Source organism: Cyclobacterium xiamenense (assembly GCF_042140265.1).
Lineage (GTDB): Bacteria > Bacteroidota > Bacteroidia > Cytophagales > Cyclobacteriaceae > Cyclobacterium > Cyclobacterium xiamenense_A.
In genome coordinates, this window is record NZ_CP159481.1 from 901,773 (window position 1) to 914,553 (window position 12,781).

Below are 12,781 nucleotides of genomic sequence, written 5' to 3' on the forward strand. Positions count from 1 at the left end.
CCGATAACTTTCGGGGTTACCAAAGGCATCCCATTGGGTAATGGCTGCGTCATGCCCGATTTCCTATTGGTGAAGTTGCGAGCATTGACCGAAACCGGGAAGCTACCCGGGGTAGCAGTACAGGTACCTTCCCTTGGGAGAGCCAGGTACAGCCCCCGACAGGTTACTCCAGATAGGCCGTTTGTTCGCCATGCAGCTCCATCGCCAATGGAAATCCGCTTAAGGAATGGTGTTCGTAACCGATTATTTTGATGTAATACGCCATTGCAGGCATTTGTACCATCCCCGTTCAACGTTTTCTTCCCAAAAAGGCATCGCAGAGGAGGTGATGGGCGATTTACTTGCCTGCCAGGTATCTTTTACGGTATTCGATGGGGTTGCAGCCCTTGACTTGCTTGAATTGCCGGGCAATATTTTTGCTGTCATTCAATCCCAAATCCAGTGCGATCTCAAAAATGGTCTGATCGGTTTCCAGTAGCTTTTGCGTGAATTTTTCGATACGCAGGTTAAAAATGTACTTGTAAATCGGGTAGCCGGTAATCTGGTGAAAACGCTTTTCCAGACTTCTCCTTGAAAGCGGTACCTGTCGTACCACTTCGTCGACCTGAAGGTTTTTTTCGATGTTTTTGTGAATGTACTTTAATGTGGAGGCGATGTAGTCGTCATTGGTGGCGTAGATATCGGTGGATTGACGGGTGATGATCTGGGTAGGCTTCACGTGGATGTCGTAGTAGTGATCCGCTCCATGTTGGATCATGGTTTCCATGAGTTTTGCCGTATCGTATCCGCCTTTTTCAATGTCCAAACCGATGCTGGAGAGGGGTGGGTCGGACAAATCACACAGCATTTCGTCGTTGTCCACGCCCAGTACCGCTACTTCCTCCGGTATCCGGATTTTATTTTGCTTGCATGCTTCGGTGATGTGCAGCCCCTGATTGTCGTCGCAGGTCATGAGCGCGATAGGCTTGGGAAGAGAGATCAGCCATTTACTCAGGGAGTTACTCTTGTAATACCAAAGATCGGTGGAACGGGATTTTCGGTGTTCAAAATAATTCACTTTGAAACCGACCGAATTGATTTTCTTTTCGAATCCTTCGGCCCTTTCTCTGGACCAGACGATGTCGTTGAACCCATAAAAGGCAAAATTCTTAAAGCCTTTTTTTAGAAAATATTCCGCACCCATTTCTCCGGCTTCGTGGTAGGCACCCGTGATGTTGGGGAGTTCGCTAAACCTTTCCTTAAAATCTTGTGCGATCACCGGTATTTTGGAGTCAATGATCAGTTTCAGGTCCATCTCGTTGTAAAGCTGGCCGATGATGCCGTGCGCTCCCCATTCCTTTGCCCAGTCGAGTATACCTTTGATACCAATTGTTTCCCGGTAGTACAGGGGCATTCGGCAGTAGGTCCAGGGGCCGTGTTCGGCGGAATACTTGGAAATACCTTTCAGTAAGCTTTTACTGTATTCTTCCGCAAAGTCCAGCAAAAGGATGATTTTGTACATGTTTCAATTGAAGATATCTTTGATGCTTTTGGTGGCATTGCTTACCAGCGGTTTGGCCCATAGACCAATGCTTAATATATAGCCCAAAGTAACCAAAAGAAACAGCATGGCCAATTTTAATCCGACCAACTCCGCCAATCCACCTACAATCAAGGGGACCACGGCTCCACCGGCGATACCGGTACAAAGAATCCCAGAAAAGGTTCCGTGATGCTGTGAGACCGAATTCAGCGCCAGGGAGAAAATAACGGACCACATCACCGAAGCAAAGAAGCCCGTCAATGGAAAAGCGATCAATGCCCAGGAAACTGGGCCAAATAAGGCCACCAGCAACGCGATGATCGCTCCTGAGGTAAAAGCTATCAAAACGGTTCGGCTATCCATAAATTTGAGCAGCAACAGCCCCAACAAACAGCCAATGGTAAGCAATCCCCAAAAATAGGATATTACCGAAGCGCCCGTAGTGGCGGGGTCTACATTGTGGTAGGTTTGCAGAAACTTGGATATCCAGTTGGCGATTCCTTGTTCGGTTCCCACATAGGAGAAAATTCCAAGAAAATATAAGATAACGTATTTATTGGATAGCAACTCCTTGAACGCGACACCCACGTCGATTTTTTCGTCTTCCTTCAACTCTACTTTGGGAAAGCGAGCGACATATACGACAAGCACCATTACAAAGGAAATGGCCGCAAATACCCAATAGAGCGAAACCCATTTGAGGTTTTCGGGTACCATTCCATCTAAAAATGAAAACAAGGCTCCGGTATCACCGGTATGAATGCTTGTTACGAGGTAACTATACAGCATGGGGCTTAAAAAGGATGCCGCACCAAAAGCCAATTGGCCCAGCACGGAATTAAAAGCGAAGTGTGCTTCTCCCCCAGCGGTCCGAAGCAGGGGATTGATCACGACCTGTAAAATGGCCATGCCAATTCCTATAATAAACAGCGATATCAGTGCCACAGGGAAGCTGGGAATCAGCGCAAAAACCAGGGCTCCCACAAAAGCCAGTGCAAAGGCAACCACCAGCATTTTCTTCTCCTTGTATTTTTCTACCAAAATCCCGGAGGGAATGGACATGACGGCGTAGGCTACAAAAAAAGAAAAGGGTAAGAAACCGGCCAACCCAATGCTAAGAGTGAAACTGTCTATGATATCTGGAATGATCGGTCCCAGGATGTTGGTCAGGAAAGAAATTACAAAAAATATGAGCAGGATAAGTGCAACGATCAGGTTGTTTTTTTTCATAGCGTTGGTGATTCAAGGGATGAAGGTAGCCATTAATTGCGGGATTTATCGGTTTGATCCGGGAGGTTTAAAATCGAGGGGACGAGCGTTGATTCGGGGCGCAGGATCAACTTATCTGCTGCGAAACCGGTCACCTAGACCAGTCCATTTGCATGCTCCAGGGATAGGTCTACCAGCGCAGCAGCTCCCAATAAGGCGATGTCCTCATTTTTTGTCAGGTGAATTTTTAACTTCTTTATGGATTCCGGATAAATAAAATCACTAAAACTTTCTTTCATACTGGCTTCAAAATAAGGAAAGGCGTTGGCTACCGAGCCTCCGATCACAATGGCCTCGGGGTCATAGGTATACATGACTACCTGCACGGCGGCACCAAAATGGTAGCCGAATGTTTTCCACAGCGATAAGGCTTGTTCATCGCCCTGTACGGCCAGATTAAATGCATCCAGGGCGGTGGTGTGATGAAACGCACTGAAAAAATTTCCGCTTGCATAGTATTCGATGTTCTTGTCTTTGTAGGGAAGCAAACCGATTTCTCCCGCCCCACAATTGGTCCCGGCGTATAGCTTGTTTTCAATAATAATGCCCGAACCCAGGCCCGTGCCGATCGACATGCCCACCATGCAGGAATAATCCTTTCCGAGCCCAAATTTGTGCTCACCGATTGTAAAACAATTCACATCATTGTTTACAAATACGGGTAACTTGAATTCATCTTCCAGAATGTCCTTTAGTTTCACTTTCTTCCAGGATGGAATATTGGTGACGTTGTACACAATACCTTTCGCTACATCGACCACAGAGGGGACGCCAATACCGATCCCGTCCACCTTGTGTCGGGTCAGTGGCTCAATGAACTGCTTCACCTGATTTAAGGTTGACTCAAGATCGTCTTTCTCCTTTAGTAAGGCCTTTGTTTTGTGGATGATCTTCCCCTCTTTCTCAATGCCTACCTGGATTTTTGTTCCTCCTAAATCTATTCCTATGTTCATTTCGCTACTTAGGGTGAGTTTTATAAAAAATCAAACAACAAATATATTTTAAATTACCTATTTTACAAAGCAATACCTTACCCGCCGTGCACACTAGCCTGTGTCGATGTAATTGACTTTCAGTTAGTAATACTCGCAGGATTGCCTTTCTATGTAGCCATTATACTTGGATTTGTAGGTATGTACTATTTTTGGAAGGATGTTTTTTTTACTAGTACAATTGACAAAAAATGGGTATTGTTACCAAAGAAGTGGAAAAAAAAGGATCCTTACAAGCTATTTGGCGAGCGAGGATTTGTGCAAAAAACGAGGAATAGGCCGACTCAGGCACGAGTCAACAATAAAATTTGAACGAATAATGAAACGACGGGATTTTTTCGCAAAAAGTATTTTGGGCTCAATCGGACTGGGTGCCCTGATTCCGGGAATGGGGGTAAGCAAACCTGTAAACAGGCCCTTCAGAAAACAAGCAAGGAATATTATTTTTCTCGTCAGCGATGGCATGAGCACCGGAACACTTACCATGGCCGACTTGCTACTGCGGCAGAAAGAAGGAAGAAAGAGCCGGTGGATGAATTACTATCAGGGAGGATTTGCCAAAAGAGCGCTCATGGATACTGCTTCGGCCAATTCCCTTGTGACGGATTCAGCTGCTGCCGGGAGTTCCTGGGGCGGTGGCATGCGGGTGCCGAACGGTTCACTGAATGTCGGGCCTGATGGAGAGCTTCCGGTGCCCATCCTGCAAAAATTCAAGCATGCCGGGAAATCGGTAGGTTGCGTGACGTCCGTTCAAGTGACCCATGCCACACCGGCTTCGTTTTGTGTAAATGAAAAAAGCAGGAGTGCCATGCAGGAAATAGCCCTGAAGTATCTCGAACTTGAATTTGACCTGATGATGGGGGGAGGGTCGGAGCTCTTTGACGCTTCCTCTCGGGAGGACAGGCGGGATTTATTTGGAGCATTTGACAAAGCAGGCTTTTCGGTCGCCAGGAACCGGGATCAACTGATGGCCTTGAAAGGGGAAAAGCCGGTATTGGGCATTTTTAGTGCCGGAGGCATGCCTTATGCCATTGACCGGGAAAACGACCCGGAGTTAAAGAAAAAAGTACCTTCTCTGGCCGAAATGTCTCAAAAGGCAATTGAGATCCTTTCTCAAAACCCGAACGGTTTTGCCATACAAATCGAGGGTGGGAAAGTGGATTGGGCAGCACATGCCAACGATGCGCCTGCCTTGCTATACGACCAGTTGGATTTCGATGAAGCGGTAGGTATCGCCCTGGATTTTGCTGCAAGGGACGGTGAAACACTAGTAATCATGACCACCGATCATGGAAATGCCAATCCGGGGCTTTTTGCCGCAGATAAATTCTCCAGGCTGTATACAACCTCTCGTTCCAACGAATGGGTGTTGAGCCAGCTATCGCCCGATAATACACCGGGTCAGGTCGCGGATTTTATCGAAACCTATCAAGGACTTCAGTTGAAGAAGGAAGAAATCGATGCGTTACTAAAAAGTTATCAGGAAACCAGCGCGGACGGTCTGTACGGGTCGACCAGGCTGCCCAATCACCTGTATGCCCGGTTACAGTTTCCGCATACCGGGATTGGCTGGGCGGGGACCGGGCATTCTGCGGATCATGTGGAACTTGCCATGTATGGCCCGGGGAGTGAAAACCTTCCTGCTTATATCGAAAATTATAAATTGCACAATTTTATGCTAGATGCGGCGCATGTACCGGCAATGGTGTATGCGAATTAGTGCTACCGATGGAGCGGGAAAGTAGGGATTCGGAAGCACAGAAGTTTGCCTTTCCCCCAATGTCCCTGCAAAACCTACTATAGCGAATCATAATACCAAGAATAATGAATAAACAATTCCTTATCCCAATGAAAAATCCGGCTGCTTTATTTTGCTTTCTGGCCGTGTTCTGTGTGGCGCAGCCCCTCTTTGCCCAGGAAGAGCCTTTGGGTATACTTCTCACCTGGAAAGAAGATCCACTGACGACCATGGTGATTGATTGGCACACCGAATCATCGGATCCCGAGGTGTTACATGTTTCGGAAAAAGGAAATGAAAACTGGTGGGAGGAACCAAGCCGAACCCTACCTTTTCCTCATTCAGACAGGACCATACAGCGGGTTGAATTGGTAGGATTGCGTCCTGGTACGTCGTACAGTATTCGGTTTGGTGAATCCGCAAGAACCTACTATTTTACCACCATGCCCGCTGATATAGCTCGGGAGTCCCTGCGGATTGCGATTGGAGGGGATTCCATGCATGCTCAGGAACTGATGGAAAAGACCAACCGGCAGGTGGCAGGTTACGATCCTCATTTTGCAGTAATTGGCGGGGATTTGGCCTACGCAAACGGCGATCCCAAAAACGTGAATCGATGGTATGCCTGGTTTGATGCTGTGAAAAACACCTTGATTCACGAAGATGGAAAAATCATTCCTTTACTTTTGGGGATTGGGAACCACGAGGTACGGAAGGCGGTCTTTGCACCGGACGAAGAAATCGATTTTAACGACGTAAACAGGGAAAAAATGGCTCCCTTCTATTACGGTTTATTTGCATTTCCAAGTCAACCCGGATATGGAGTTCTCGATTTTGGATCGTATTTAAGTTTCTTTCTGCTGGACTCGGATCATTCGAATCCGATCGTGGGGAAGCAAACCGAATGGTTAAAAAGAGAGCTTGCCATTCGCAAGGAGGTGAGCCAGCTACTCACCCTGTACCACGTTCCCGCTTACCCGTCGGTAAGGGATTTTAATGGCCGGACCCAGCGAAGCGTGCGGGAGAATTGGGTGCCTTTGTTAGAAGAGGCTGGGGTGAAACTGGTTTTTGAAAATCACGACCATGCATACAAGCGCACCTATCCTATCCGCAATAACCGGATCGATGCGGGAGGCGTAGTCTACATTGGGGACGGCTCCTGGGGTACCCGTACCCGGGAGGTACACGATCCAGCCGCTACCTGGTACCTGGATACAGCACTTTCCGCCCAAGCCTTTACACTGTTGACCTTACAGGGAAGCAGTTATTCCCTGATTTCCGTTGACGCCGAGGGAAATATCATTGATAGCTATCCGAGACTTCCGTCTAAAAAATAACACGATAAAAATCAAACAAATGAAACAACGCATACAGATACTTGCCATCTTTTGGGCAGTAGTAGGGGCCTGGTCTTGTGGTAGTAGGTCCGGTACCGAAACCGCAAACCAAACGCAACAGGAAGAAGAAACCGAAAACCCAGTCGGGATGGGTACAGTTGCTTACGAGCATGTTTTTGAAGATGACCGGCCTTTTGCTCAGTGCCATGCTTCGACAATGGTCCCGCTTGGTGAAGAGGGCTATTTGGTCGCCTGGTTTGCAGGCTCGCACGAAAAGCACGACGATGTGGGTATTTGGACCGCCAAAGGAAAACCGGGAAATTGGTCCGATCCACAGCTATTGGTCAAAGTTCGCAACGACCCTCATTGGAATCCGGTTTTATTCAATGCACCCGACGGCAAGGTCTATTTGTATTTTAAAGTGGGGAAGGAAATTGATTATTGGGAAACCTGGGTGCAGGTTTCGGAAGACGGCGGAGAGACCTGGTCGGAAGCCCGGGAACTGGTCCCTGGGGACAAAGGGGGAAGGGGTCCGGTCAGAAACCACCTGTTAGTACTATCCGATGGAACCTGGCTGGCGCCTTCCTCGGACGAAAAAAACAAAGTGTGGACGGTGTTTGTAGACCGTTCGGAAGATGGCGGTACCACCTGGGAGGCCAGCGACAAGCTGGACATGGACCGGTCGGTAATTACCGGGGAGGGAGTCATCCAGCCTGCCCTTTGGGAATCCAAACCTGGACACGTGCACATGTTGATGCGCAGCAGTTCAGGAAATATTTGCCGGGCAGATTCCGAAGATTATGGAAAAACCTGGTCGAAAATTACCGAAACCAGTTTACCCAACAACAATAGCGGCATCGACGTGGCGCATTTGGGAGGCGAGAAGATTGCGGTCATCTATAATCCGGTGTCCGAAAACTGGGGGGCGCGCTTCCCCATTTCTGTCGCCGTATCACTGGACAATGGGCACACCTGGAGCCAGCGATTCGATATCGAAAAGGGAGTGGGAGAGGAGGATGAGCTTTCCTATCCTGCCATGTTTTACGAGGACGGACACCTGGTGGCCTGTTATACCTGGAACAGGCAGCGGGTGGCGTTTTGGAAAGGAAAATTGGAAGGAATTTGATAAACACAAATGATGAAAAGGTATTTGATTTCCGGCTGTCTGATGCTACTGGCCAGCCAACTGTTGCAAGCACAACAAGAAACGACGTACGCAGAGAAACTAGGTTATCCATCCGGCACGAAAGTAGTGATTTTTCATGTGGACGATGCGGGCATGTCCTACGAGTCCAATGAAGGAACCATACGGTCGATCAATTCCGGAGTTGCCACGTCTTGCAGCATCATGATGCCTTGTCCCTGGGCTGCCAGTTTTGTAAAGGTAGCATTGAAGGAACCCATGGATGCTGGCATTCACCTCACCCTGACCTCCGAGTGGAAAAATTACCGCTGGCACCCCCTTTCGGGGAAGGATGCAGTGCCGGGTCTGGTAGATCAGGAAGGGGCCTTCTGGCCATCCGTAGAAGAAGTGGTCCGGAATGCCAGTCCGGAAGAAGTGGAACGCGAACTACGGGCTCAGGTAGACCGGGCGTTGGAAATGGGACTTCGTCCGACGCATATGGACAGCCATATGGGAACGCTTTTTTACCATCCGCCTTTTTTGGAGCGGTACATAAAAGTTGGGACGGATTACGATATTCCGGTGATGTTTCCCGGGGGCAATAACAAACTTTTGAGGCTTTCCATGAACGACAACCTTGTCAAGCAGCTAAAAAAGGAAGGAAGGTACCGGGAGGGAATGGAACTCCCGACCAATCCCTTGCTGGAACAGGCTCCGGAAATAGGGGCTCAAATTTGGGCCGCAGGTCTCCCGGTTTTGGACGATTTGCACACCGTAAGTGGTAACTGGAAGCCGGAAGGTGTGGTGGAAGACACCGATTGGGGCAAGTACAAAGTCGCGCAATTCAAGGAGGTATTGTCCCAAATGGAACCCGGGCTGGCGATGATAATCGTTCACAGCAACGGCGACCGGCAGGTGTTTGATCGCATCAGTTCCTCGGGAGGATCGCGGTTTGCCGACATGCTCGCGATGACCGATCCGGAACTTCGGCGATTCATAGAAACGGAAGGAATTATTTTGACTACCTGGAGGGAAGTCATGGATCGACGAAAAAAAGTCCGATGAAAAAACTGCAATGGATATTGCTTTGGCCGATGGTTGTGGGTTTTTCCCTGCACGCACAGTACATTCCAAAGGAAAAAGTAGTGGTACAGGAGCAGTTGATCTTTCCACTCCAGGATAAGCACGTGCATGGAAGCAGTATTGTCGCCTTGCCCAATGGAGACATGCTTGCAGCCTGGTTTGAGGGTTCAGGAGAGCGAACCGCAGACGACGTGCGCATCATGGGGGCCCGGCTGCGAAAACGCGATAGTGAATGGGGGGCTCCGTTTCTGATGGCAGATACGCCGGGCCTACCCGATTGCAACCCGGTGGTTTTTTTGAACCAGGAAGGAAAACTGTTTTTGGTATGGATAGCCGTGCAGGCAAACCGCTGGGAACAGTCCATCCTGCGCTTGCGCACCAGTACCGCTTACGACAATGCCGGTGCGCCCATTTGGGATTGGCAGGACAATATATTGTTAAAACCAGGGGACGCATTTCACCAGGAAGTGGTGCAAAAATTCAAGGAACTTCCGCCCACAGAAGCCGGTTGGTCCGAATATGCGCCTTTGTACGACGAGATGATCATCGAAGCGAGCAAGGACAGTAAAAAAACCAGTATCGGTTGGATGACACGCATCAAGCCACTGGCCCTACCCTCGGGACGACTGCTATTGCCACTCTATTCGGACGGATTTAATTTTTCCATGTTGGCGATTTCCGACGATGACGGCGAAACCTGGACCGAAAGTTTGCCCATTGTAGGTAGGGGACCCATTCAGCCGGCGCTGGCACAACGAAAGAGTGGAGAAATCGTGGCTTTCATGCGCGACAGTGGCGATGCTCCGAATAGATTGCAACGGAGCTACTCTTCGGATGAAGGGATGACCTGGACCCCCAGTGAAAAATCAACCATTCCCAATACCGCAAGCGTGGAATTACTGGCACTGGACGATGGACGCTGGATCTTTTTAGGAAACGATGTGGACGATGGCAGGTATCAGTTAGCCATGTATCTTTCGGACGATGAGGGCAAAACCTGGCGAAGCAAAATGTACCTGGAAGACGAGAAAAAGGGATTTGGGGGATTTTCCTATCCTGCGCTGATCCAGGATACCGAAGGACAAATCCACGTCACCTATTCCTACCACTTGGAGGAAGGAGGGAAATCCATAAAATACATAAAAATCGACCCAAATAAATTCTAGCAAAGGTAGCCCTATTCCGCCGGTTTGCTGTACTATCATTGAGCGAATCGGTAACCAATAATGGTAGAATTGATTTGACTTTAGTAGTTAGGTTAGGTAAGGTTTGTCCGTTCCTGTCCATAGGGCAGGACGGACAAATTTATTTTACATACGCTGGTTGCTGTTCTTCCGTGAAAGGTAGACGTTTGCTGCCCTGCTCCTTCGCCAGACCGACCGCTGATGAAAAAAAAGGACCCTCGGCAGCCGGAGTATTTTTTGCCCTTCTCTATGGAAGTACTGATTCGCTACGATGAACCTCAAGGTGCCAATGAAAACGAGTCCATTTTACAAGTGCTGGCTAGGGGTAGCGATACTCTGTTATGCCTGCACGGTGCAGGCCCAACAGCTTCTTGTCCCGCAAGCAAACAGGCATAAAGACGAGCCCTTTTTGCAGCGGTATAGCATTCGCTATTCCGTTGACCCTGTAGGGGTTTTGAAGAAAGTTGGTGCCGACCGGAATGGTAGGATTCAGGTGTTGGCTGAATCCGGACTTTTGACGACGCAGGGAGGAGCTTTTCTTAACCCAGGACGGCTTGTACCGGATAGATTAATTCCATACATGGATAATATGTCCGTAGCGGATTTCCTTATCCTTCAAAAACAGTTCGTTTATCTGGACGAAAAGGCCGTTTTTAGTAATTCCTGGGCCGGCACATTGCACGTTCCTCATCCACTACCTGCAGCGAGCCTCATGGCAGCAGGAAGGGCGTTTCATTTTATGGTGTCAGACGGCAGGAGTTTGGCCTTTACCGATGAATCGCAGACGCTTTGGAGGGGAAGCTCTCCAGAACCTATTTTGGCCATCAAGTACGAATCCGAGAGGGATCTTTTTTGGATCTTGAGCTCCCAGACATTATTTACGTTTGCTCCCGCGGAGAAGCGGCTACATGTGGTATTCAGAGGGAAGGATTTTACGGCCATTGATTGGTTACCGGGAAGCACGGACATCGTCCTTGGTACCGAGGATGGCTACCTGCGGGTAGACAGATCAACGGGGGAGCAAATCGGTGGAATAAGAAGGGACTTGCCGGTAAACCGCATCCATCTGGTAAAAGCGGTGAACGGTTCCCTTTGGTTTGGTAGTCCAAAAGGGGCATTTATGTTGCGTGGGGACGGCGGGTTTGATTACTATTACGGGAAACGTTGGATCCCCGATAACGAGGTGATGGATATTGCCGCCGGTCCGGAGGGATCGGTTCTACTACTCACCAGGCAGGGTCTCGGCCAAATTTGTTTTAAAAAAATGACCTTGCACGAAAAAGCACTTTTTTTGGAGGATCAGGTTCGTAGCCGACACATTCGGTTTGGAATCAATTCGATTTTACAGGACATGGAACCGGGTGATGTGTCCACCGGATCGTTATACAGTGCCTCCAATGATGGTCTTTGGACTGCGATGTACCTGGCGAGCCAGGCATTTCGGTACGCGGTGACCGCAGAACCGGAAGCACTTCAAAATTGTAGGGAATCCCTGGAAGCAATGGAACGGCTGTATACCATCCATCCATTGCCGGGTTTTCCCGCCAGAACTTTTGAGCGTGTCAGCCAATTGCGAAATCAGGAAAGTAAGTGGGAGTGGCATTCTGGAACGCATTCGGAATGGAACTGGCGCGGAACGACGAGCAGCGACGAGGTGATTGGTCATGTGTTCGGTCTAGGGGTATTGGCGGAGGTAGTAGACGAAGCCGACCTACGGCAGACGGCCATCGGTCTGATCGAACAACTAATGGATCACATCGTAGCGAATGACTTTTACCTGGTTGGTAAGGACGGGCAGCCGACTACCTGGGGAAAATGGAATCCGGACTATGTAAACGGCCTGCCGCCCATGGTCGGAGACAGAAAACTAAATTCCTCCAACATCGTAGCCATGCTGCAGACAGCCTATCGATTTACCGGAAAGGAGATTTACCGGCAAAAGGCCTACTGGCTCATGAAAGAACAGGGGTATTTGAAAAATCTCATGCGGCCCATGAATGCCATCGGTAGGGCCGGGGAAGGGAGCGATCCACTGGCTATCCTGCTTTCGGAAAGTTGGAACCATTCTGACGATCAGATGTATTTTGCCGGCTATTGGGGACTTTACCGCTATGCCTTCCATGACTCGCTACGAGTAAAGTTCCGACAGGCCATTCTTGATCATTGGAAATTCGAAAAGCCGGAAAGGCAGGCAACACTGAATATGTTTGCACTGCTTGCCGATCCGGAAACGGATGCATCGGATGCACTTTGGGTGCTGCGGGAGCATCCCCTGGATTTTATCCGTTGGAATGTAGCGAATAGTCATCGGAACGATCTCCGGTTTCTTGAAGAAAATCCAAGAAATCAAACGACCGAAACGGTACTGCCGCCGGCTGAGCGGCCGGTGCTTCGAAACAATAAGAATTTGTTTATTCTGGACGAGACCCGGCAAAATGGGACCTCCGAATACAGCGCAGCAGACATTTGGCTGCTTCCCTACTGGATGGGTAGGTACCTGGGCCTGATCACGCCACCGCATTAATACCTGGCC

9 protein-coding genes are annotated in these 12,781 nt (G+C 49.1%); 6 read left to right on the forward strand and 3 right to left on the reverse strand.

The window, feature by feature from the left end; all coding sequences use genetic code 11:
* Positions 1-337: 337 nt before the first annotated feature.
* The 3 genes from ABWH99_RS03825 to ABWH99_RS03835 form a co-directional block, all read right to left on the reverse strand.
* Entirely contained in the window at positions 338-1,501 is a 1,164-nt protein-coding gene (locus ABWH99_RS03825; RefSeq protein WP_375584985.1) for a DNA-binding transcriptional regulator, read from the reverse strand.
* A gap of 3 nt (positions 1,502-1,504) precedes the next feature.
* A complete protein-coding gene (locus tag ABWH99_RS03830) occupies positions 1,505-2,752 on the reverse strand; it encodes an MFS transporter (protein ID WP_375584986.1) in 1,248 nt (415 codons plus the stop codon).
* 134 nt (positions 2,753-2,886) lie between these two features.
* The gene (locus ABWH99_RS03835) at positions 2,887-3,744 is read right to left on the reverse strand and encodes an ROK family protein (RefSeq protein ID WP_375584987.1); all 858 of its coding nucleotides are present in this window, start codon (positions 3,742-3,744) and stop codon (positions 2,887-2,889) included.
* 358 nt (positions 3,745-4,102) lie between these two features.
* Here ABWH99_RS03835 and ABWH99_RS03840 point away from each other — a divergent pair, with 358 nt between their 5' ends.
* The 6 genes from ABWH99_RS03840 to ABWH99_RS03865 all read left to right on the forward strand — a co-directional run bounded on the left by ABWH99_RS03840 (position 4,103) and on the right by ABWH99_RS03865 (position 12,772).
* A complete protein-coding gene (locus tag ABWH99_RS03840) occupies positions 4,103-5,503 on the forward strand; it encodes an alkaline phosphatase (RefSeq protein ID WP_375584988.1) in 1,401 nt (466 codons plus the stop codon).
* A gap of 104 nt (positions 5,504-5,607) precedes the next feature.
* A complete protein-coding gene (locus tag ABWH99_RS03845; protein ID WP_375584989.1) occupies positions 5,608-6,858 on the forward strand; it encodes a purple acid phosphatase family protein in 1,251 nt (416 codons plus the stop codon).
* 19 nt (positions 6,859-6,877) lie between these two features.
* On the forward strand, positions 6,878-7,984 hold the full coding sequence (locus tag ABWH99_RS03850) for an exo-alpha-sialidase (protein WP_375584990.1): 1,107 nt from the start codon (positions 6,878-6,880) through the stop codon (positions 7,982-7,984).
* Positions 7,985-7,996: 12 nt separating this feature from the next.
* Positions 7,997-9,046, forward strand: a complete 1,050-nt coding sequence (locus tag ABWH99_RS03855) for a polysaccharide deacetylase family protein (protein WP_375586534.1) — start codon at positions 7,997-7,999, stop codon at positions 9,044-9,046.
* Positions 9,043-10,230 carry an exo-alpha-sialidase gene (locus tag ABWH99_RS03860; RefSeq protein ID WP_375584991.1) on the forward strand — a complete coding sequence of 396 codons (1,188 nt, stop codon included), beginning with the start codon at positions 9,043-9,045 and terminating at the stop codon, positions 10,228-10,230. Before ABWH99_RS03855 ends, ABWH99_RS03860 begins: the two co-directional genes overlap by 4 nt.
* Positions 10,231-10,537: 307 nt before the next feature.
* On the forward strand, positions 10,538-12,772 hold the full coding sequence (locus ABWH99_RS03865; RefSeq protein ID WP_375584992.1) for a hypothetical protein: 2,235 nt from the start codon (positions 10,538-10,540) through the stop codon (positions 12,770-12,772).
* Positions 12,773-12,781: the final 9 nt, after the last annotated feature.

Bases quoted from the DNA above. Each gene is read 5' to 3' on its own strand.
- ABWH99_RS03825 (WP_375584985.1), bottom strand. From the start codon at position 1,501: ATGTACAAAATCATCCTTTTGCTGGACTTTGCGGAAGAATACAGTAAA.
- ABWH99_RS03830 (WP_375584986.1), bottom strand. From the start codon at position 2,752: ATGAAAAAAAACAACCTGATCGTTGCACTTATCCTGCTCATATTTTTT.
- ABWH99_RS03835 (WP_375584987.1), bottom strand. From the start codon at position 3,744: ATGAACATAGGAATAGATTTAGGAGGAACAAAAATCCAGGTAGGCATT.
- ABWH99_RS03840 (WP_375584988.1), top strand. From the start codon at position 4,103: ATGAAACGACGGGATTTTTTCGCAAAAAGTATTTTGGGCTCAATCGGA.
- ABWH99_RS03845 (WP_375584989.1), top strand. From the start codon at position 5,608: ATGAATAAACAATTCCTTATCCCAATGAAAAATCCGGCTGCTTTATTT.
- ABWH99_RS03850 (WP_375584990.1), top strand. From the start codon at position 6,878: ATGAAACAACGCATACAGATACTTGCCATCTTTTGGGCAGTAGTAGGG.
- ABWH99_RS03855 (WP_375586534.1), top strand. From the start codon at position 7,997: ATGAAAAGGTATTTGATTTCCGGCTGTCTGATGCTACTGGCCAGCCAA.
- ABWH99_RS03860 (WP_375584991.1), top strand. From the start codon at position 9,043: ATGAAAAAACTGCAATGGATATTGCTTTGGCCGATGGTTGTGGGTTTT.
- ABWH99_RS03865 (WP_375584992.1), top strand. From the start codon at position 10,538: ATGAAAACGAGTCCATTTTACAAGTGCTGGCTAGGGGTAGCGATACTC.